Genomic DNA, 20,376 nt, shown 5'->3' with positions numbered 1-20,376 from the left:
GCGGATTCGTCACGGCCACAGCCTCTCACGCAGCCACGAGTCGCCGTGGCGCCGGTAGCGCAGCCGCAGGTGGGCACGGTCGTGGGCGCCCTGCCAGAACTCGACGGCCTGCGGGACGATGCGCCACAGCGCCCAGCTCCCGGGCACGAGCGCCGGATCGTCGGTCACCCGGGCGAGCGCCGCCTCCCGGACCGCGGTGTAGTCCGCGTCGCCCCGCAGCACCGGGGTCGGGCGACCGACGAGGGCCGTCGCACGGGCGTCGTCCGGGCGGGCGAGGAAGTCGAGGGCCGCCTCGGCGGCGTCCGCGCGCTCGACGGCGCCCTCGACCCGCACCTGGCGGGCCCGCGCCGGCCAGAAGAAGGTCAGGGCGGCCCGCCCGGATGCGGTCATGGCCGCGCCCGGTCGGCTGTCCGACGGGGTCGCGATCGCCCAGCCCTCCGGCCCGACGTCCTTCAGGATGAGCACCCGCGCGCTCGGGCCGGCGTCGTCCACGGTCGCGAGCACGGCCGCGTGCGCGGCGAGCACGCCCGCGCCCACCGCGTCGTCGAGCCAGCCGAGGAACAGCTCCTCGGGTTCGCCGGGCGCATCGGCCGGGTCGAACGCGGGCAGCTCGGCGGGGAACGACGGCAGGGAGCGGAGCCGCGCCCGGAGCCCGGCACGTGACGGATCGCCCATGCCGCCATTGTGCACCCGCGGTGACCTCCGGCCCTTCACGCGCCGGATGCCACGACGTAGGGTGCCCGTATGGAGCACGGCGCAGAGGTGCTGGACGAGGCGGCCTGCTGGAGGCTGCTCGCGGAGGCCGAGGTCGGCCGGGTGGTGTTCGTCGAGGGCGACGACATCGAGGTCTTCCCGGTGAACTTCGCGGTCGGCGGTCGGAGCGTGCTGTTCCGCAGCGCCCCCGGCTCGAAGCTGGAGCTCGTGGCGGAGCATCCGCAGGTCGCCTTCGAGGTGGACCGCCACGACGACGAGATGGCGTGGAGCGTGATCCTGTGGGGTGTCGCCGAGCGGCTCGCGTTCGACGACGAGATCGAGCACTCGGGGATCCTCGGTCTCGTGTCGTGGAGCCCCGACGAGAAGTTCAACTACGTGCGGATCACGCCCGACCGCATGAGCGGGCGCCGCTTCCGCCGCGCCGACGTCGACTGATCAGCCGAGGGTGCCGTCTGCGGCGGCCTCCAGGCGCGCGACGTCCAGCTTCACCTGGGTGAGCATCTCGGCCGTCGCGCGCTGTGCGCGCTCGGGGTCGGGATCCTCCAGCAGCTCCATGAGGCGCCGCGGCACCACCTGCCAGCTCACGCCGAAGCGGTCGACGAGCCACCCGCACTGGGTGGGCGTGCCGCCGCCGGCGAGCAGGGCATCCCAGTAGTGGTCGACCTCCGCCTGGTCGGCGCAGTCGACGAACAGCGACATCGCGTCGGTGAACCGCGGCCCGCCGGGCGCGTTGAAGCCGGTGAGCTGGATGCCGCCCATCCGGAACGTGGCGGCGAACAGCCCGCCGTCGCGCTCCGTGGTCGAGAGCACCTCCGCGTCGTCGAACACGGAGGTGTAGAGGTCCAGCGCGTCCTGCAGATCGCCCTGGAACCACAGGTACGGCGTCACCTTCTGCGCCACGTCACGACCTCCTCGAATGTGAACATCGTCCACATTCGCACCCGGCGCCGCGCGCGTCAACCCGCGGCGACGGTGGTCTCGACAGTGGGCCGCGAGCGAAGGGCGGGCGGGGATCGCGTTGGGCGACGCTGGCATCGGGACTGGCGGGAGCGCGCTGCCGAAGGCGGCACGCGGGGGCATGCGTCGCACGACGCGATCCCCGCCCGCCCGAAGCGTCGAGTGCTACTCGGAGCGCTTGGACGAGGCCGAGGCGTTCGACTCGTAGGAGGTGTTCGTCGACTCGAAGAAGTTGACGAGCTGCAGGGTGTCGTTCGCCGTCGCCATCCACTTGGCCGGGTTCACCACGTTGTAGTGCGACCCGAAGCCGAGCTCCTCGAGGCGGCGGTCGGCGAGGTACTTCACGTACTGGTTGATGTAGCTCGCGTTGAGTCCGAGGATGCCGCCGGGGAGCAGGTCGTTGTTGTACTGCTCCTCCATCTCGACGGCGTCGAGGATCATCTGCTTGATCTCGGCCGCGAACTCCGGCGTCTGCAGGTCGGGGTTCTCGTCGAGCACCGTGAGGATGAGGTTGATGCCGAACTTGAGGTGCAGCGACTCGTCGCGCACGATCCAGTCGACGAGCGAGCCGAAGTTGCGCAGCAGGTTCCGCTGACGGAACGAGAGCGCCACCATGAAGCCCGAGTAGAACCAGATGCCTTCGAGGATGATGTTGTAGGCGATCAGGTTGCGGATGAAGTCCTGCTTGCCCGCCGTCGTCGTGATGTCGAGGGTCTCCTCGGTCATCCGCTTGATGAAGCGGACCTCGAACTCCTCTTTGCGCGCCATCGACGGGATGTCGACGTGCGAGTTGTAGGCCTCGTTGCGGTCGATCGGGAACGTCTCGAGCACGTACTCGAACGACATGCAGTGGTTGGCCTCCTCCCACATCTGCTTCGCGAGGTAGAGGTGCGCCTCGGGGGCGTTGACGTAGGGGTAGACGCCGAACGCGAGCGCCTTGTTGACGAGCAGCTCGTTGGGGTTGAAGTACGAGATCAGGAAGGTGACCGCGTGTCGCTCCTCGTCGGTCATCTTCTTGAAGTCGGCGAGGTCTTCGCCGAGCTGGATCTCGTTGGGGAACCAGGTGTTGGCGACCGCCTGGTCGTAGAGGTCCATCGCCCACTGGTAGGTGATGGGCTTGAGGAGGAGTCCTTCCTGGACCCCGGTGCCGAGAATGGCCATGAGTGTGTCAGTCCTTCTTCCGTGCGAGCTCTACTGGCAGCTCTCGCACTGCAGGTCGTCCATGGGGTCGACGGGCACGTGGTACTCGTCGACCTGGGTGCCGGCGCCGTTCACGCGAGGCCCCCGAATCCGCGACGCGGGGAGGCGGCGGCGGGGGCCGCCGGAGCCTCGGATGCCGGCGCGGCGGCGGCCGCGCCGAACCCGCGCTGCGCGCCGGCGCCGGTGTTCAGCTCCTCGGTCTTGTTGACCTTGACCGTGGACTGCTCGGCGGTGTGCCGCGGCTTCATGTGCAGGTAGTAGGTCGTCTTGACGCCCTTCTCCCACGCGGCGTAGTAGATGTCCATCATGTCGCCGAGGTCGCGCGTCTCGAGGTACATGTTGCGGCTGATGGCCTGGTCGATCCACTTCTGGGCGCGCGCCGCCACCTCGATGAACGAGTACGGCGAGAGCTGGAAGCTCGTCTTGTAGACCTTCTTGAGGTCGTCGGGGATGTCGGCGATGTTCTGGATGTCGCCCTGGCTGCGCAGCACCTGCTCGCGGGTCTGCTCCCAGATGCCGAGCTTCTGCAGGTCGTTCACGAGGTTGCGGTTGACCTCGAGGAACTTGCCGTTCGAGGTGGCGCGGCTGAAGATCTGCGCGAACTGCGGGTCGAGGCCGGGGGTGGTGCCGGCGACGAGACCGATGGACGCGGTGGGCGCGATCGCCATGAGCGTCGCGTTGCGCATGCCGCCCTTGACCTTCTCGCGCAGGCGGTCCCAGTCGAGCCGCGTGGTGCGGTCGACGGTGATGGCGATGCCGCGGTCCTTCTCGGTGAGCGCGATCGAGTCGAACGGCACGAGGCCCTGCGACCAGCGGCTGCCCGCGAAGTTGTCGTAGGAGCCGCGCTCGCGGGCGAGGTCGGCCGACTCGTCGATGGCCGCGTAGGAGACGTGCTCCATGATCTCGTCCATGAGGGCGTACGCCTCTTCGGACTCGTAGGAGAAGCCGAGGCGCTCCACGACGTCCGTGAAGCCCATGACGCCGAGGCCGATGGCACGGTTGGTCTGGTTGGCGTGGTCGGCCTCCGCCACCGACGACTCGGTGATGTCGATGAGGTTGTCGAGCTGGCGCACCGCGCTGCGGGCCGAGCCCTCGATGAGCGCCCAGTCGAATCCGAGGCCGCCGTTCTCGTCGACCTTGAGGTGGGTCGAGAGGTTGATGGAGGCCAGGTTGCAGACGGAGATGTTCTCGAGGTCCTGCGGGAGGCAGATCTCGGTGCAGAGGTTCGAGAGGTGGATGGTGCCCGTGTTGTTGTTGAGGGCGCGGTTGTTGATGGTGTCCTTCCAGGTGAGCCACGGGTGGCTCGTGGTCTGGAGCGACATCAGGATGTCCTTGAACTGGGCGCGCGCCGAGATCTTCTTGAACATCCGCAGCTCGCCGGCCTCGGCCTTCGCGACGTACTCCGCGTAGCGGTCGGAGAACGCCTGCCCGTAGAGCTCGTTGAGGTCGCCCACCTCGAGCGGGTCGAAGAGGTACCAGTCGCCGTCGTTCTGCACGCGCTTCATGAACTCGTCGGAGATCCAGACGGCCGTGTTGGCGGTGCGGGTGCGGCGGTACGGGTCGCCGGAGTTGTTGCGCAGCTCGAGGAACTCGGGGAAGTCGAGGTGCCAGTTCTCCATGTAGAAGCACAGGGCGCCGAACTTCTTGCCGCCGCGGCTGACCGCGCGCAGCACCGAGTCGATCGTGTGCATGAACGGGATCGGACCCGTCGAGGTGGTGTTGTTGGAGCGGATGGGCGAGCCCTGCGAGCGGAGCTTGGTGACCGAGAGGCCGATTCCGCCGGTGCCCTTGGTGAGCCACATGACGTCGCGCACGGACTTCGCGATGTGCTCGATGTCGTCGTGCATCTCCATGACGAAGCAGTTGGAGAGCTGCGGGAAGGCGGTGCCCGCGTTGACGAGGGTGGAGCCGGCCGCCAGGTACTCGAGCTTCGACATCTTGTCGTAGAACTCGATCGCGTGGCTGGTCGGGTCGGCCTCGTTGAGCGAGAGGCCCATCGCGATGCGCATCCAGAAGAACTGGGGCACCTCGAGCGGCTCGCCGTTGCGGGCCTTGATGCCGTAGCGGTTGTTGAGGGTGACGACGCCGATGTACTTGAGCAGCCCGTCGCGGGCGGGCTCGAGGGCGGCGGCGAGGCGGTCGAGGTCGAAGAGCGCGGGGAAGCGCGAATCGAGCAGCGCCTCGTCGACGCCGCGCTCGATGGCGCCGCGGAAGTGGGCGGCGTGCAGCGCCTTCAGCTCGTCGTCGGTCTCGTAGTCGCCGAGCACGCGCTTGTAGATGGTCTTGAGCAGCAGCCGCGCGGCGACCGTGTCGAACTGCGGGTCGTCCTTCACGTTCTGGAGCGCGACCTGGATGACGGCCTCGTCGAGCTGCTGGGTGGTGATGCCGTCGAAGAGCGTCAGCTCGAGCTCCGACGCGATCTGGGTCACCCAGGTGATGTTCTCGTCGAGTCCGGCGCTCGCGTGCTCGATCGCCAGGTTGATCTTGTTGGCGTCGTACGGCTCGCGCTCTCCGTTGCGCTTCACGACGGTGATGGTCACGTGATCCCTTTCCTCCCCGCGCAGTCCTGCGCGCCCCGCATTCCGATGAAAATCCCTGGTGAGAAACGACCTCGACAGGCCGTTCTCGTCCTTCGTCGCACTCCCCCGGCCCGGAGGTTCCACCACTATATATCGGGCCCCCGACGGCAGGCCAACCCCAGATGTTGTGGGCGTGTCATCCACAGATGTGCATAACTTCACCCGTGTTATTCACACTTTCCACACCCTAGGAGGGGCGGCCGACACCCCCTCCGCCGCCTGCCCCGCGGCACTACAGTGGGAGGGCCGTGAACGCGTACCTCGACCTGCTGCGCACCCGGGGTGTCGCCCGGATCATCGCCGCGCAATTGGTGGCGCGCTTCCCGAGCGGCATGATCTCGCTCGGCTTCCTCATCCACATCGAGCGCATCTTCGACAGCTACGGCGCAGCCGGTCTGGTGCTCGGCGCGACCTCGGTCGGCCAGGCGATCTCCGGTCCGATCACGAGCCGCTGGATGGGGCGCTGGGGCATGCGTCCCGTGCTGATCCTCACGACCGCGGTCTGTGCGTTGGCGCTCACGACGATCGCCCTGGCCCCGCTGCCCCTGTGGGGGTTCATGGTCGCCGGTCTCGTGGCCGGGCTCAGCTACCCGCCCGTGCAGCCCGCGGTGCGCACCATCTACCCGAAGATGGTGAACTCCCGGCAGCTGACCCCGCTGTTCTCGCTCGACGCCTCCGCGCAGGAGATCATCTGGATCGCGGGGCCCGTCGTCGTGACGCTCGTCGCGACGCAGGTCTCCACCGTCGCCGGCATCTTCCTCTCGGTCGTGTTCCTCGTCGGCGGCGGCGCCTGGTTCATCTCCTCGCCCGAGCTCGGCCGGGTGCGCATCCCGCGCAGCAAGCGCCGGTTCGGCGTCGTGCTCAAGCGGCCCGCCGTGCTGCTGTCGACCGTCGTGGGCTTCCTTCTCGTCGGATCCTGCGCGGCGATCGAGGCGGGCGTCGTGGCGACCTTCGGCGAGGGCGGCTCCGAGGCGGGGGTCGTGCTCGGCATCTGGGCGGTCGCGTCGCTCGTCGGCGGACTCGCCTTCGGGCACATCCCGATCGGTCCGTGGGCGCTCGCCCGGCGCATGCTGATCGTGTTCGTCGGTTCGCTGCTGGCCGTGTTCGCGTTCGAGTTCTGGACGATCTCGGCGACGCTCGTGATCGCCGGCCTCGGCATCGCCCCGGCCCTCGCGGTGATGTTCTCGATCGTGTCGGCCTCGGTGAAGTTCTCCGACACGGCCGAGGCCTACGGCTGGGTCGGCACCGGCCAGCTCATCGGCGCCGCGCTCGGCTCCGCGGTGGCCGGATTCCTCATCGACGGCTACGGTCCCGACGGCGGATTCGTCGCGGCCGCGGTGTTCGCGTTCGTCGGCCTCCTGGTGCCCACGATCTTCCGCCGCGCGCACCCCGATCTGCGCGGCCGGGACGCCAGTCCGCTGCCCGACACCGAGCCGGTGCCGATCACTCCGAGTTGAGACATCGTCGTCACACCCTTGCGGGAATCCGCCAGTTGCGGTAGACCGAACTGTCTCCTTCGGCAGACCCACTGCTCGATCCCCCCACCACGGAGATGACCCGATGACATCTTCACCGACCCCGCGCTCGCACCCGCCTCGTCGCTGACGCTCCGGCACCATGCTGCGCTGCCACGAGGATGCGTTCGCGCGCATCGACGAGGTCGCCAGGAACCCCCGAGACGGGGCGCTCCTGGTCATCGGCGACCCCGGGGCGGGCAAGAGCTCGGTGCTGGCGGCCGCCGCGGAACGCCACCCCGACATCTCGGTGGTCGTCCCGATCAACCCCGGGGAGGGCGGCTGGCCGCTGTCCGGGCTGTCGACGATCGTGGCCGCCGTCGGTGATCCGCGGGCCGCCGAGTTCACCGGACGATTCGCCCTGCGCGACGACGGCGCGGCGACACTCGCCGGCGCCGCGGGCGAGCTGCTGGGAGTGCTGCGCGGTCTCGACCTTCCGCGCACCCTGCTGCTCGTCGACGACATCGACCGCATGGATCCCGACAGCCGGGCGATCGTCGGCTACATGGCCGGGCACCTCACCGGCTCCGGCATCCGTCTGGTCGCGACCGCGAGCGAGCCCCCGCTCGAGATGCCGCTCGCCGGGTTGCCTGCGGTGGCCATCGATCCGCTCACCGCCGAGGACGCCGCACGCCTGGCGCCCCCGGGGATCGACCCCGGCACCCTCGAGATCCTCGTGGCGGGCGCGGGCGGCAACGCGGGCACCCTCGCCGCGATGCTCGCCGCGTTGACGCCCGAGCAGCTGCACGGGCGCGACGCACTGCGGATCCCCGCACGTCCCGGGCCGGCGGCCTGGGCCGCCCTCGAGCGCGTCACCCGGCGCCTGGGCACCTCGCACACCGACGCGCTCGACCGTCTGGCGACCGCGCCGCTGCACCCGCGGTTCGCCGTCGGGGCGTGGGGTGAGGACGCCGAGGACGCCCTGCAGGAGCTGCTCGACCTCGGCCTCGCCCGCGAGGCGGGGGCGTTCGTCGCCCTCGCCGACCCCCTGGTGCGCGCGGCGCTGTCGGACGCCCTCCCCTCGCGTGCGCGGCGAGAGCTGCACGAGCGGATGCTCGCGTCGTGCGGACCGCTGCTGTTCCCGTGGCACCGGAGCTGGGCCGACCCGGCCGCCGACGTGCGCATGGCGCTCATGGCCTCGGCCGTGGAGGCCGCGCGCCTCGAGCAGCCGTGGGCCGCCGTCGAGTTCGCCGACCGGGCCGTGCGGTCGGGCCGTGAGGGTCTCGCGCCCGCGCTCGTCGAGCTGGCGGAGGAGCTGCTCGCCCTCGGCCGACCGGCGCTGGCGGATCGGTCGCTCCGCCTCGCCGCGACGGATGCCACCGCCGGCGCCGACGAGCGGCTGCGGCTCGCGATCGCGCGCCTGCGCGTCGAGTTCCTCGCGGGTCGCGGCGGCGACGTCGAGGCCGAGCTCGACGGCACCGTGCCGGACCTCGGACGGCGGTGGACGGCCCTGCACGCCGCCGTGGCCGCCGCTCGCGGCGAACGGGCGGATCCGCCCGACGAGCCTCCGGCCGGAAGCTCCGCGGCCACCGCCGGCGCGGCCCGGGCGGCGCGCGCCCTGCTGCGGCACGAGGTCGGCGTCGCCCCGGAGGGCGTCCACGATCCGCTGCTCCTCGCGCTGCACGCGCGTGCGGCCGACCTCGCCCAGGACTACGCCCTCGGCCGGAGCATCGCCACGAGCATCGCCGGCGAGGCCGCACGCGATCGCGGCATCTGGCCCGGCTGGCGCACCGCCCTCGCGATCGACGGCGCTGCCCGGTCCGGGCGGATCGGCGAGGCCCTCGAGCTCGCCCGCGCGCACGAGGCAGGGCATCCGCACGACCCCGGGCCGCCCGGGATGGTGCCGATCGGGGTGTGGGCGCGGCTCGCCGCGGGGGACCTGGACGCCGCCGACGTGCTGCTCGGCGGATGGAACGAGAACGCGGTGTCGCGGGTGGGTCCGCTGCCGGCCGCCGAGGGTCTCGTGCTGCGGGCGGAGTTGGCCCGGCTGCGCGAGCAGCCGGATGTCGCCGGCGAGCTGCTGCTGCTCGCCGACACGGTCGCCGCGGGGATCGAGGATCCCGCGCACAGCCGGCACCTCCCGGCGCTCGTGGAGTCGCTCGCGATGGCCGGCAGGTCGGGAGCCGCGCAGTCGGCCGCCCGTCGCCTGGAGTCCGCCGCGGCCGCGCACCCGAGCCGCTGGGCGACGCTCGCCGTCGCCCGGACCGCGGTCTCCACCGCCCGCGACGACGAGGTGGGCGCGCGCTACGAGCAGGCGCTGCGCCTGCATCGGCCCGACGACTCGGGATTCGAGCTCGGCAGGCTGCACCGCACCGCGGCCCGCCGCCTCGCCGCGGCCGGTGCCGCGCGGGATGCGGAGCGCGCCGCCGCGGACGCCCGCATCGCCTTCGCCGGGGTCGGGGCGGCGCCGTGGGTGCGGGCCGTGGGCACCCCCGTCCCCGAGGACGGTGCGCGCGCGGCCGCGCCGGCGCGCCTCGGCGAGCTGAGCGCGGAGGAGCGCGCGGTCGCCGAGCTGGTGGTGCGCGGACTGCACAACAAGGAGATCGCGGCCACCCTCTACCTCTCCGTGCGCACGGTCGAGCTGCGGCTCACCCGCATCTACCGCAAGGTGGGGGCGCGCTCCCGCGCGCACCTCGTGGCGATCATGTCCTAGGCGCGGGCGACGGAACGGCGGGCGGGCGACGCCCACCGCCCGTCCACCCGGCGACGCAGGAACGCGTCGGCCATCGCCCGCAGGCAGAGCCAGGCGTCGAGCATCCGCAGCACCGGGAACACCGGGCCCATCACGAGGTAGGCGGGACGTCGTGCGAGCACGGCCGCCATCACCGACAGCAGGTAGTCGGGCACGAGCACCCCGAGCACCACCGCGAGGGGCGGGAGGATCCCCGCGATCCCGGCGCTCACGCCGCTCGGGTCGAGTCCGGACGCGGCGATCACCGTGGCGCCGACGCTGAACAGCACGATCGGGAACGCCAGGATCATGAAGACGCTGCTCGTGACGAGCTCGGCGATCGAGATCGCGAGCAGGGTCCAGAACCGGCCGGCGTGCAGCCCGTGGCGCCGCACGGTCTGCCAGAAGCCGAGGCTCCACCGTCGCATCTGCTTGCGGTAGTCGCGCAGGTTGTCGGGGTCCTGGGTGAGCGCGATCGCCGCATCCGGGCGGAACGCGATCCGCCCCAGCCGCTTGGCGTGCACCTCGAAGGTCATGTTGTAGTCCTCGATCGCGAGGCCGGGCGCATCGATGTCGATGTCGGCGAGCACCCGCGTGCGGTACATGCTCGCGAAGCCCGGCACGATCGAGACGGCGTTCAGCAGCCGCCCGGCCTGCCCGAACTTCTGCAGGTACTGCACGCTCAGGTAGAGGCGCTCGCGATAGGCCACCAGGATGCGCCCCATCAGGGTGGGCGGGGCCGGGTGCAGGATCGTGGTGGCGCGGCCGGCGACCGCGACCACCTCGGGGTCGGCGAACGCGGGGAGCCCCGTGGCGAGGTAGTCGTCGCTCAGCTGGCTGTCGGCGTCGAGCAGCACCATCACCTCGAAACGGCCGGCGAGGTCCAGCTCGTCGACGATCGTCCGGATGGCACCCGCCTTGCCGCGGTTGGGCTGGATGTCGAGCGCCGTGGCCCCGCACGCGCGCACGAGCGCGACGGTGCCGTCGGTGCAGCCGTCGCAGGCGACGAACACGTTCTCGACCGGCACCTGACGCGCGGCGGAGCGGATCGTCGCCTCGATCACGAGCTCCTCGTCGTGCGCCGCGATGACGATCGCCACCTGGGAGGCGTCGGGGACCCCGGCGACGTCGGTGCCCGCCGGGCGCCGCAGCCGCGCGGCGACGACGCGGACGATCCCGGCGCTCAGCCACAGCAGGGTGTTGAGGCCGACGACGACCAGGACGGTCACGACGAACGCCGCCATGATGCCTCCTGATCGGGTCGGTGGTGCCTCGACGCTAACGGCCCCGCGGGGCCGCCCGTCCGCACGGCGGATGGGGGGATCCGCACCGCCGTGCGGTATCCCGCAGTCCGGCGCCGGGGCTCCCGCAGTCCTGCCGCGCAGCCGTTGACCGGGCCGTGGGCCGGGTCGACAGTGGGGCGCACCGGTTCCCGATCCCCGGGTGCCGCCCATCCCGATCCCTACGGCGTCGACCCCCATCGACGCGCTTGGAGGCTGCACCATGACCTCTCTCGAGACACGTCCGCTCGTGACCCCGGCCCGGCGAGGACGCAGTTCCGCCGCGCTCCCCTCGAGTCCCCCGTTCCGGCACGACGAGTTCGACATCGCGATCGTCGGGCTCGGCTACGTCGGCCTGCCCACGGCTCTCGCGTACCACCACGCCGGCGCCCGGGTGCTGGGCCTCGAGATCTCGCCGCAGCGCATCGCGGGCATCCGCTCCGAGGCGGTCGACCTGCTGCCCTCCGACCACGCCCGCCTCACCGAGGCCCTGCGCGACCCCGACTTCGCGATCGTCGACGACCCGACGATGCTGCGGCGGGCCGCCGCGGTGATCGTCTGCGTGCCGACGCCCGTCGACCACCACCTCGTGCCCGACCTGGCGATGCTCAGCGCCGCCTGCGCGGACGTCGTGGCCAACGCGGTGCCGGGGCAGATCCTCATGCTGACCTCGACGAGCTACGTCGGCTGCACCGAGGACCTGCTGGTCACCCCGCTCCGCGAACGCGGGCTCATCCCCGGCGAGTCGATCTCGGTGGCCTTCAGCCCCGAGCGGATCGACCCGGGCAACGACAGCTTCGAGCACGAGTTCGTGCCGCGGGTCGTCGGCGGCGCCACCCCCAGCTGCGAACTGCGGGCCTCGGCGGTGCTCTCGCGCTACACCGCGCGCGTGCACCGCGTGGAATCCCTCGCCGCGGCGGAGATGACGAAGCTGCTGGAGAACACCTTCCGCGCGGTCAACATCGCGCTCGCCAACGAGGTCGCCGACATCTGCCGCGAGCTCGGGGTGCCCGTCACCGAGGTGATCGACGCGGCCGCGACGAAGCCCTACGGGTTCATGCCGTTCCTCCCCGGTCCCGGGGTGGGCGGGCACTGCATCCCGTGCGACCCGCACTACCTGCTCTGGCAGCTCAAGGAGCGCCGCGTGGCCGCCCCGATGATCACGCAGGCGATGACCGAGATCGCGGCACGGCCGGCCCGTGTGGTCGACCGCGTATCCCAGGTGCTGTCGGATGCGGGCCTCGGGGTGCGCGGCGCACGCGTGCTCGTCGTCGGCGTCGCCTACAAGCCCGACGTCGCCGACCTGCGTGAGTCGCCCGCCCTCGAGATCATCCAGGGCCTCGAGCGCCGCGGCGCCACCGTCGGCTTCCTGGATCCGCTCTGCCCGCAGGCGCGGATGGCCGACGGACGCATCGTCGAGGCGGTGCTCGATCCGCTCGCCTTCGACCCGCAGCTCGTCATCCTGCACACCCGGCACCACGGCCTCGACCTGTCGTGGATCGGCGAGGAGCACCTCGTGCTCGACGCCAGCTACCGTGAACTCGCCGTGCCGCGGCGCGTGACCCTGTGAGGTGACGTGATGCGCTGCACGGTCACGGGCGGAGCCGGATTCCTCGGCAGCCACCTGGTCGAACTGCTCCTCGATCGCGGGGACGACGTCGTCGTGCTCGACGACGAGAGCACGGGGCGACCCGACAACCTCCGCGACGTCCTCGACGATCCGCGGCTCGACTACCGCGTCGGCTCGATCCTCGATCCCGACGTGGTCCGCGCGGCGGTCAGGGGAAGCGATCGGGTGTTCCACCTGGCCGCCGCAGTGGGGGTGCGCCGGATCGTCGAGCACCCGCTCGAGGGCCTGCGGATCAACCTGCACGGCACCGAGAACGTGCTCGACGCGTGCGTCGACTCGGGCGCCCGGCTGCTGCTGGTCTCGACGAGCGAGGTGTACGGCAAGAACACCTCCGACGCCCTGTCGGAGGACGCCGACCGCATCCTCGGCTCCGCACTCGTCGCACGCTGGACCTACGCCGCGGCGAAGGGGCTCGACGAGTCGTTCGCCCACGCGTATGCGCAGGAGTACGGCCTCGAGGTCGCGATCGCGCGCCCGTTCAACACCGTCGGCCCCCGGCAGACGGGTCGCTACGGCATGGTCGTGCCGAACCTCGTGGGGCAGGCGCTCCGCGAGGAGCCGTTGACGGTCTTCGGCGACGGACGCCAGTCACGGTGCTTCTCGTCGGTGTACGACGTGGTGCCGGCGTTCGCGCGGCTCGTCGAGGAACCGCGGGCTCTCGGCCGCGCGGTGAACCTCGGCGGCGGCACCGAGATCTCGATCCTCGAGCTCGCGGAACGCATCGTGCAGCTCACCGGGAGCCGCAGCCCCATCCGGCTGGTGCCCTACGGCGAGGCCTACCCCGACGGCTTCGAGGACATGCGCCGCCGCGTGCCCGACAACTCGCTCGCGCGCGAGCTCATCGACTTCGTGCCCCGCACGGGGATCGACGACATCGTGTGGAGCGTCGCCACCACCCTGGGCGACCCCGGCGTCGCCCGCTCCGCCGAGTGGAGCGCCTTCCGCGCGCAGACGCGCGCCTCGCGCACCCTCACCCCCGCATCGATCTCCTCGAGGTGACCATCATGAACAGACGACGCCTTTTCGGCTTCGGAGGGCTCGCCGCCGCCGCGGCACTGCTCCTCTCCTTCGCCACGGGCCATCACATCCTCCCCACGACGCCGAGCCCGACGCCGTCGCCCAGCACGAGCGCGCCGCAGGCGGCACCGGATCCGGCACCGACCGATCCGGATCCCGATCCGATCGTCGACCCGGCACCCGACCCGGTGCTGCCGCCGGCCGACCCGCCGGCGGATCCGGCCCCGACCGATCCGAGCACGCCGAGCGACCCGACGACGCCGACCGACCCGACGACGCCGACCGATCCGACGACGCCCGCGGACCCGCCGGCGGACCCGACCCCGCCTGCCGACCCGCCCGCGGATCCGACCCCGCCGGCCGACCCGCCGGCCGACCCGCCCGCCGACCCGACCCCGCCTGCCGACCCGCCCGCGGATCCCTCGGCCGACCCGACCCCGCCGACGGATCCCGTCGTCAAGACCGGACCGCTGACGACCGTGAGCCTCACCTTCGACGACGGCAACGCGAGCCAGGCGCTCGGCGCCTCGATCCTCGGCGCGCACGGCCTGGTCGGAACGTTCTACATCAACTCGGGCACCATCGGCACGCCGGGCAAGCTCACCCTCGCCCAGCTGCAGGCCTTCGCCGCCGCCGGCAACGAGATCGGCGGGCACACCGTGACGCACGTCGACCTGACGACCGTGCCGAACGACGAGGTGCTGCGGCAGGTCTGCGACGACCGCGTGCAGCTGTCGAGCTGGGGCTTCCAGGTACGCAGCTTCGCGTACCCGTTCGCGGAGGTCTCGAACGCGGTCGCCCAGGACGTCATGGACTGCGGCTACAACAGCGGCCGCCTGCTCGGCGACATCCGCTCGCGCTTCGGCTGCGCCGGATGCGACTGGGCCGAGAGCGTGCCCCCCGCGCGTCCCGCGATCACCCAGGCGCTCGACCAGTTCGACCTCGGCTGGACGCTCGACGACCTCGAGGGCATCGTGCTGGCGGCGGAGGCGCACGGCGGCGGCTGGCTGCAGTTCACCTTCCACGACGTCTGCACAGGAACCTGCGGGGAGCTCGCGATCGACTCCGGGATGCTCGACGCCTTCGCGAGCTGGTTGCAGGACCGCGGCACGACCCACAACACGGTCGTGCGCACGGTCGGCGACGTCATCGGAGGGCCGGTCAAGCCGCTCGTCGCGGGTCCGGCCGTGCCGCCGCCCACCGACGAGAACACGGTGATCAACCCCAGCCTCGAGACCATGCAGAACGGCTTCCCCGCCTGCTGGTACCAGGCTCCGTGGGGCGACAACGACGCGAGCTTCTCGCTCGTGAGCCCCGGCCACTCGGGATCGGTCGCCAGCCAGGTGACGATCACGCAGTACGGCTCCGGCGAGGGCAAGATCATCCCGACCCTCGACCTCGGCGCCTGCGCGCCGAGCGTGACGACCGGCCACAGCTACGTGCTGTCCGGGTGGTACAAGTCGACCGGGGTGACCCAGTTCGCGGTGTACCTGCGCACGACGACCGGCGCCTGGATCTACTGGACCTCGAGTCCGTGGTTCGCCTCGGCGACCGACTGGACCCAGGCGGTCTGGCAGACGGATCCGATCCCCGCGGGCTACACGGGCATCAGCTTCGGACTGAACATCTTCAGCCCCGGGACGCTCGTGACGGATGATTACTCCATGGTCGACGCGGCACCGCCGGTGGTGCAGAGCCTGGTGTCCGAGCCCCCCGCGGATCCGCCCGCCGAGGAGCCGGTGACCGAGCTCGCCCCGGCCGACCCGCCGGCCGACGAGCCGCCGGCCGAGAACCCGCCCGCCGACCAGGCGAGCGACCCGCCCGCCGAGGCACCGGCACCGCCGGCCGATCCTCCGGCCGATCCCCCCGCGGACGCCTCGACCGAGGCACCGCCGGCCGAGTCCTGACCGTGCGCCCGACGAGGATCGCGGCCGTGTGCGCCCTGGGCGCCATGGTCGCGATCCTCGGCGCGTGCACCGCGCCCCCGCCCCAGCCGACCCCGTCGGCGAGCACCCCCCGCCCGAGCCGCTCGGCCACCCCGAGCCCCACGCCGGAAGCGACGCCGACACCGACGACGGATCCCGGCGGCGATGCGGGCGCGGGACCCGGCGCGGGAGGGGGCACGGGCGGCGGCGGGGGCTCGTCCTACCCGTGGCACCACGACATCCCGTCGACCACCTTCTGGGTGGGTGAGATCTTCGACCCGGGCGCATCCGACGGCAGCCAGGAGATCTCGACCTACGACTCGGACTGGCTCTCGAGCTACGGCGGCTGCGACGGTGTGGTGGCCGGAGGCGGCTGCCGCACCGAGGCGCGCACGGCCGCCAACGACTACTTCCCCTCCAGCATGACCCCGCGGGAGAACCCGTTCTACCTCGACCTGCCCTACGACGACGTCAACGACGCGACCGGCTTCGCGCAGCGGGATGCCGTGATCCCCTGGGCGTCGCAGCAGCCGTACGCCGCGCACCGCGGCGACCAGGGCTTCAGCTATCTGAAGAACCGGTGGGTGCAGCTCGTGCGCGAGGGGCGCACCTGTTACGGGCAGATCCAGGACGCGGGCCCCGGGCAGTATCACGACGCCGCCTACGCGTTCGGCGGCGACGACGCGCGCCCCGCCAACACCCGCTACGGGGGTGCCGGACTCGACGTCTCGCCCGCTCTCACCGGGTGCCTCGGCTACCCCGAGCTCGACGGCGACAGCGCGCGGGTCGACTGGCGCTTCGTCGAGGCCTCCGAGGTGCCCGCAGGGCCCTGGACGCGCATCATCACCACGAGCGGAGTGCGCTGACGGCGCGCCCCGTCAGGACGCGACGGGCGCGATCTCCGCGTCCGGGTGGGCGGCGTGCTCGGCCTCCACCGCCTCCTCGATGGCGCCACGGGTGGCACCGCCGGCCTGGCGGAAGTGGCCGAGCAGCGCGAGCAGCAGACCGCCGAGGGTCCAGCCGGCCAGCACGAGCCACGGGAAGGTGGCGTCCGCCTGCGGGAAGTAGGCGACGTCGCGCACGAGGGTCGCGGCCGCTCCCGGCGGGAACCACTGGCCGATCGCGCCCCACGGCTCGGGCAGGAACTGCACGGGTGCGGCGGCCGAGGAGATCGGGTTGGCGAACAGCAGGAAGGCCACGGGCCCGAGCGCCACGCCGGCACGTCCGACGACGCTCGCGAAGCCGACGATGGGCGCCCCGATCGCGGCGAAGGCGAGCACGTAGGCGAGCGAGTTGACGAGGTAGTCCCCCGGAAGCACACCGAACCAGCCCTGCAGGATCGCCGTGGCGGCGAAGCCGGCGGCCACGACGTAGACGGCGAGGGCGACCACGCGGCGCCAGACGCCCACGATCGCGACGGTGATGATGATGCCGCCGATCATGCCGCCGAGCACGAGCGGGAAGGCGGCGGCGACGAGGCCGGTGCCGCGGGGGTCGGCGTCGACGAGCGGCACGACGTCGGTGACCTCGACGGTGACGGTGGGGGCGGTTCCGCCCGCGGCGGCCGCCTGGACGTCGGCGACGGTCTGCAGCTGCGTCTGCAGCGGCGTCGCGAGGCCGGTGAGCACCTGGGAGACGGCGGGACTCGCGGCGGACGCGACGAGCACCTCGGGAGTCTGCCCGACGACGATCGCCCCGTAGACCTCCCGGGTCTCGATGGCCGAGACGGCGGCGTCGCGGTCGTCGACCGTGGAGAAGTCGAACGCGCCGGGGACCTTCTCGTCGAGGGCCGTCTCGAGGGCGGTGACCGCCGCATCCGGTCCGACGATCGCGACGGGGATGTCCTGCACCTCGGAGGTGAGGGAGGGCCACGAGAAGGCGGTCACGAGCACGCCGACGAGGACGGCGAGCCCCACGCCGATGGCGGCGACGCGGGCCCAGGGCGTGTGGGGGGTGGTGCGGGACATCGGAGGCTCCTCTGTAAAGAAAAACGAATGCTCGTTCTTTATAGCAGATCCTTGTAGAGTCGCACCATGCCCAAGGTCTCCGACGCCCACCGGGCATCGCGGCGAGACCAGATCGTCGACGCCGCGGTGCGGTGCTTCTCCGAGAAAGGCTTCCACCGCACCTCGATGGCCGACATCATCGACGCCTCAGGGCTGTCCGCCGGGGCCATCTACCTGCAGTTCGAGAGCAAGCAGGACATCGTCGCCGCCGCGGCGCAACGCATCATCGGGCACCGGGTGAGCGACATCCGCGACCGCCTCGCCGCGCCCCCGCTGCCCCAGCCCGACGAGTTCATCCAGATCACGATGGACGGACTCGCGAGCGAGGTACGGGACTCGCGGATGCTCGTGCAGCTGTGGTCGGAATCGTTCTTCGCCGACGACATGACGAGGATCGTCGACCAGGTGTTCGGGCTCATGCGGGCGACCGTGGCCGACTACCTGTCGCGGTGGGCGGCCGAGCATCGAGCCCTCGCACCCGCCGCCGCCACCGCCTGGGGTGAGGAGACCGCCCCCGCGCTGCTCGGGCTGCTGCAGGGGCACATCCTGCAGTCCGCCCTGCTGCACGACTTCGACCCCGCCGCCTACCGGCGGGCCGTGCACAACCTCTTCGTGTGAGGCGGGCCTACCAGCGCGGATGCACGGCCGCCCGGAAGCGACGGTCGTAGAGCTCGCGCACCGACGCCGTGAACGCCTCGCCCAGCGGCGGCACCTCCCCCGCCGACGCGTTCGCCTCCGCCTGGGCGACATTGCGCGCCCCCGGGATCACCGTCGACACACCGGGCAGCTGCGCGACCCAGGCGAGAGCCGCGCGCGCGGGCGGCAGCCCGGCCTCCGCCGCGAGCGCCGCGAACTCGCGCGCCGCCTCCACGCCCACCGCGTAGTCGACGCCCGAGAAGGTCTCCCCCTGGTCGAACGCCTCCCCGTGCCGGTTGAAGCTGCGGTGGTCGTCGGCCGCGAAACTCGTCTCCAGGGTGTACCGACCCGAGAGCAGACCGCTCGCGAGCGGCACCCGCGCGATGATGCCCACCCCCGCCGCCTCCGCCGCCGGCAGCACCGCGTCGAGCGGCTTCAACCGGAACGCGTTGAGGATGATCTGCACCGTCGCGACGTGCGGGCGCGCGATCGCCGCGAGCGCCTCCTCCACCGTCTCGACGCTCACGCCGTACGCCGACGTGACGCCCTCCTCGACGAGGGTGTCGAGCGCGTCGAACACGGCGTCGCTCGCGTAGACCGCCGACGGCGGGCAGTGCAGCTGCACGAGGTCCAGGGTCTCGACGCCCAGATTGCGCCTGCTGCGGTCGGTCCAGGCGCGGAAGTTCGCCATCACATAGTTCTCGGGCAGCTGCTCCAGGCGACGGCCCATCTTCGTGGCGACGGTGACATCGGCGCCCGGGTTGTCGCGACGCCACGAGCCGATCAGCGACTCGCTGCGACCGTCGCCGTACACGTCGGCGGTGTCGAAGAAGGTGACGCCCGCGGCCAGACTCGCATCCAACACGGCGCGCGCGTCCGCCTCGCTCACCTGCCCCCAGTCCGCTCCGAGCTGCCAGGTGCCGAGACCGATGACCGAGACGTCGCGGCCGGTGCGGCCGAGGGTGCGATGCTGCATGACTCGAGCCTACGGTTCGACTCGACGTCGGCGTCGATCGGATTCGGTTCCGCGACGCATGCCCCCGCGTGCCGCGTGCCGCGGCGCGCTCCCGCCAGACCCGATGCCAGCGTCCCGGAACCGAATCCGACCGCCACCGACTGCGTCCTCTCTCAGTTCGAGTCCGTTGTGGGGGTGAGGAGGGTGGCGACGGCTCGGGCCAGGCGCTTGCCGATCAGGTGGTCGGCGCTGCGCACACGGGTGACCGTCACCCCGCGCATCCGCTCCGCGATCCGGATGCCGCCGGGAGACGAGAACTGGTCGAGGGTGCCGTAGACGATGTCGACCGGCACCCGCAGGGCCGCGATGTCGGAGATCGTGGTCTGCGACTCGATCGTGTGCTCGAGCGACTTCACGAACGGATCCCAGCTCGCCGCGTCGAGGTGCACCATGCCCGGGATCGGCAGCACCCGCCGCAGCACCCCCGCGTTGCGCAGCGTGAACGCCTCGTTCTCGCGGAGGAAGCGGTAGGCCCGCAGGTAGAGGTCCTGCACGGTGCGGTCGCGATCGTCCGAGAGCTCCCGCGGATCGAGGTAGATCGGGGGGCTCACCAGCATCAACCGGCTCACCCGGCCGGGGTTGCGCGCCGCGTAGCGCGCCGCGATGAGCCCGCCCATCGAATGCCCGACGAGCGTGAACGAGCCGCGCAGCCGCAGTCGCCGGATCGTGCGGGCGAGGGCGGCCTCGTGATCCTCCAACCGGTACTCGCAGTCCGGCGGAACCGGCGACCCGCCGAAGCCCAGCAGGTCGATGCTGATGCAGCGGAACCCCTGCTCGAGCAGCGGCACCAGGTTCTCGAAGGTGACCGACGACGAGGCGATCCCGTGGATCAGCACCACGACGGGCCCCGCGCCCCGGTCGTCCGCGACGTGCAGCAGCGGCGCACGCCGGAACGGATTCCACCCCATGCCCCGAGGCTATAGCGGGGCACGGGGTGGAGAGGAGGGGTGGTCAGCTCTCGCGGAGCTGCTCCTTGTAGTCGTTCTTGGCGTGCACGCGGTCGCGCTCGGCCTCGGCGCGCTTCACGTCGGCGTCGGCCTTGACCTCGTCGACCTTGTCCTCCGCGCGCTCCTTGGTGTCGTCCACCCACTCGCCGACCTTCTTGCCGGTGGCGTCGGCCGCGTCCTTCGCGTCGTCCAGGAAACCCATCTCGTCCTCCTCGTGGCAGGAACCTCGTGGCCGGCCGGTCGACCGACCACTCCCCCATCAGATCGCGTCCCGCCGGGACGCGA

Annotated in this window: 17 protein-coding genes; 8 read left to right on the top strand and 9 right to left on the bottom strand. The window is 71.8% G+C overall.

The features are described 5' to 3' along the window. Positions 1 to 9: 9 nt before the first annotated feature. On the bottom strand, positions 10 to 675 hold the full coding sequence (locus NUH29_RS11610) for a pyridoxine/pyridoxamine 5'-phosphate oxidase (protein ID WP_258799331.1): 666 nt from the start codon (positions 673 to 675) through the stop codon (positions 10 to 12). 69 nt (positions 676 to 744) lie between these two features. On the opposite strand from NUH29_RS11610, the gene NUH29_RS11605 reads away from it, so the two are divergent. Continuing rightward, a complete protein-coding gene (locus tag NUH29_RS11605) occupies positions 745 to 1,149 on the top strand; it encodes a pyridoxamine 5'-phosphate oxidase family protein (RefSeq protein WP_258799330.1) in 405 nt (134 codons plus the stop codon). Here NUH29_RS11605 and NUH29_RS11600 read toward each other — a convergent pair whose 3' ends face one another. The 3 genes from NUH29_RS11600 to NUH29_RS11590 form a co-directional block, all read right to left on the bottom strand. Further along, on the bottom strand, positions 1,150 to 1,614 hold the full coding sequence (locus NUH29_RS11600; RefSeq protein WP_258799329.1) for a VOC family protein: 465 nt from the start codon (positions 1,612 to 1,614) through the stop codon (positions 1,150 to 1,152). 222 nt (positions 1,615 to 1,836) lie between these two features. Then, on the bottom strand, positions 1,837 to 2,832 hold the full coding sequence (locus NUH29_RS11595; RefSeq protein WP_258799328.1) for a ribonucleotide-diphosphate reductase subunit beta: 996 nt from the start codon (positions 2,830 to 2,832) through the stop codon (positions 1,837 to 1,839). A 110-nt stretch (positions 2,833 to 2,942) separates the two neighbouring features. Beyond that, the gene (locus tag NUH29_RS11590; RefSeq protein WP_258799327.1) at positions 2,943 to 5,411 is read right to left on the bottom strand and encodes a ribonucleoside-diphosphate reductase subunit alpha; all 2,469 of its coding nucleotides are present in this window, start codon (positions 5,409 to 5,411) and stop codon (positions 2,943 to 2,945) included. Between the two features lie 287 nt (positions 5,412 to 5,698). Here NUH29_RS11590 and NUH29_RS11585 point away from each other — a divergent pair, with 287 nt between their 5' ends. Beyond that, positions 5,699 to 6,907: an MFS transporter gene (locus NUH29_RS11585; RefSeq protein WP_258799326.1), complete on the top strand. Its 1,209-nt coding sequence runs from the start codon at positions 5,699 to 5,701 to the stop codon at positions 6,905 to 6,907. A gap of 160 nt (positions 6,908 to 7,067) precedes the next feature. Continuing rightward, positions 7,068 to 9,617 carry a helix-turn-helix transcriptional regulator gene (locus NUH29_RS11580; RefSeq protein ID WP_258799325.1) on the top strand — a complete coding sequence of 850 codons (2,550 nt, stop codon included), beginning with the start codon at positions 7,068 to 7,070 and terminating at the stop codon, positions 9,615 to 9,617. Here NUH29_RS11580 and NUH29_RS11575 read toward each other — a convergent pair. Further along, positions 9,614 to 10,879 (bottom strand): glycosyltransferase family 2 protein, encoded by a 1,266-nt coding sequence (locus tag NUH29_RS11575; protein WP_258799324.1) that lies wholly within the window; start codon positions 10,877 to 10,879, stop codon positions 9,614 to 9,616. The genes NUH29_RS11580 and NUH29_RS11575 overlap by 4 nt on opposite strands. Positions 10,880 to 11,138: 259 nt before the next feature. On the opposite strand from NUH29_RS11575, the gene NUH29_RS11570 reads away from it, so the two are divergent. The 4 genes from NUH29_RS11570 to NUH29_RS11555 are packed head-to-tail and all read left to right on the top strand — an operon-like array spanning position 11,139 to position 16,353. Then, positions 11,139 to 12,485: a nucleotide sugar dehydrogenase gene (locus NUH29_RS11570; RefSeq protein WP_258799323.1), complete on the top strand. Its 1,347-nt coding sequence runs from the start codon at positions 11,139 to 11,141 to the stop codon at positions 12,483 to 12,485. 9 nt (positions 12,486 to 12,494) lie between these two features. Beyond that, on the top strand, positions 12,495 to 13,544 hold the full coding sequence (locus tag NUH29_RS11565; RefSeq protein WP_258799321.1) for an NAD-dependent epimerase/dehydratase family protein: 1,050 nt from the start codon (positions 12,495 to 12,497) through the stop codon (positions 13,542 to 13,544). A gap of 5 nt (positions 13,545 to 13,549) precedes the next feature. Beyond that, positions 13,550 to 15,469 carry a polysaccharide deacetylase family protein gene (locus NUH29_RS11560; RefSeq protein ID WP_258799319.1) on the top strand — a complete coding sequence of 640 codons (1,920 nt, stop codon included), beginning with the start codon at positions 13,550 to 13,552 and terminating at the stop codon, positions 15,467 to 15,469. 26 nt (positions 15,470 to 15,495) lie between these two features. Then, positions 15,496 to 16,353 (top strand): hypothetical protein, encoded by an 858-nt coding sequence (locus NUH29_RS11555; protein ID WP_258799318.1) that lies wholly within the window; start codon positions 15,496 to 15,498, stop codon positions 16,351 to 16,353. 12 nt (positions 16,354 to 16,365) lie between these two features. Here the strand turns inward: NUH29_RS11555 and NUH29_RS11550 are convergent, their stop codons facing one another. Beyond that, a complete protein-coding gene (locus NUH29_RS11550) occupies positions 16,366 to 17,454 on the bottom strand; it encodes a hypothetical protein (protein WP_258799317.1) in 1,089 nt (362 codons plus the stop codon). Positions 17,455 to 17,520: 66 nt separating this feature from the next. On the opposite strand from NUH29_RS11550, the gene NUH29_RS11545 reads away from it, so the two are divergent. Then, positions 17,521 to 18,111, top strand: coding sequence for a TetR/AcrR family transcriptional regulator (locus tag NUH29_RS11545; protein WP_258799316.1), 591 nt, complete (start codon positions 17,521 to 17,523; stop codon positions 18,109 to 18,111). Between the two features lie 7 nt (positions 18,112 to 18,118). Here NUH29_RS11545 and NUH29_RS11540 read toward each other — a convergent pair whose 3' ends face one another. The 3 genes from NUH29_RS11540 to NUH29_RS11530 form a co-directional block, all read right to left on the bottom strand. Further along, complete coding sequence (locus tag NUH29_RS11540; protein WP_258799315.1) at positions 18,119 to 19,105, bottom strand: aldo/keto reductase; 987 nt, start codon at positions 19,103 to 19,105, stop codon at positions 18,119 to 18,121. 152 nt (positions 19,106 to 19,257) lie between these two features. Beyond that, positions 19,258 to 20,052 (bottom strand): alpha/beta fold hydrolase, encoded by a 795-nt coding sequence (locus tag NUH29_RS11535; RefSeq protein ID WP_258799314.1) that lies wholly within the window; start codon positions 20,050 to 20,052, stop codon positions 19,258 to 19,260. A 43-nt stretch (positions 20,053 to 20,095) separates the two neighbouring features. After that, entirely contained in the window at positions 20,096 to 20,293 is a 198-nt protein-coding gene (locus NUH29_RS11530) for a hypothetical protein (protein ID WP_258799313.1), read from the bottom strand. Between the last annotated feature and the right edge of the window lie 83 nt (positions 20,294 to 20,376).

The organism is Protaetiibacter mangrovi (assembly GCF_024752305.1).
Taxonomy (GTDB): Bacteria; Actinomycetota; Actinomycetes; order Actinomycetales; family Microbacteriaceae; genus Homoserinibacter; species Homoserinibacter mangrovi.
This window is presented reverse-complemented; position numbering and strand designations above follow the sequence as displayed.

Excerpts from the sequence above, each read along its gene's own strand:
- NUH29_RS11610 (WP_258799331.1), bottom strand. The coding sequence starts at position 675 with ATGGGCGATCCGTCACGTGCCGGGCTCCGGGCGCGGCTCCGCTCCCTG.
- NUH29_RS11605 (WP_258799330.1), top strand. The coding sequence starts at position 745 with ATGGAGCACGGCGCAGAGGTGCTGGACGAGGCGGCCTGCTGGAGGCTG.
- NUH29_RS11595 (WP_258799328.1), bottom strand. The coding sequence starts at position 2,832 with ATGGCCATTCTCGGCACCGGGGTCCAGGAAGGACTCCTCCTCAAGCCC.
- NUH29_RS11580 (WP_258799325.1), top strand. The coding sequence starts at position 7,068 with ATGCTGCGCTGCCACGAGGATGCGTTCGCGCGCATCGACGAGGTCGCC.
- NUH29_RS11575 (WP_258799324.1), bottom strand. The coding sequence starts at position 10,879 with ATGGCGGCGTTCGTCGTGACCGTCCTGGTCGTCGTCGGCCTCAACACC.
- NUH29_RS11570 (WP_258799323.1), top strand. The coding sequence starts at position 11,139 with ATGACCTCTCTCGAGACACGTCCGCTCGTGACCCCGGCCCGGCGAGGA.
- NUH29_RS11565 (WP_258799321.1), top strand. The coding sequence starts at position 12,495 with ATGCGCTGCACGGTCACGGGCGGAGCCGGATTCCTCGGCAGCCACCTG.
- NUH29_RS11560 (WP_258799319.1), top strand. The coding sequence starts at position 13,550 with ATGAACAGACGACGCCTTTTCGGCTTCGGAGGGCTCGCCGCCGCCGCG.
- NUH29_RS11550 (WP_258799317.1), bottom strand. The coding sequence starts at position 17,454 with ATGTCCCGCACCACCCCCCACACGCCCTGGGCCCGCGTCGCCGCCATC.
- NUH29_RS11545 (WP_258799316.1), top strand. The coding sequence starts at position 17,521 with ATGCCCAAGGTCTCCGACGCCCACCGGGCATCGCGGCGAGACCAGATC.
- NUH29_RS11540 (WP_258799315.1), bottom strand. The coding sequence starts at position 19,105 with ATGCAGCATCGCACCCTCGGCCGCACCGGCCGCGACGTCTCGGTCATC.
- NUH29_RS11535 (WP_258799314.1), bottom strand. The coding sequence starts at position 20,052 with ATGGGGTGGAATCCGTTCCGGCGTGCGCCGCTGCTGCACGTCGCGGAC.
- NUH29_RS11530 (WP_258799313.1), bottom strand. The coding sequence starts at position 20,293 with ATGGGTTTCCTGGACGACGCGAAGGACGCGGCCGACGCCACCGGCAAG.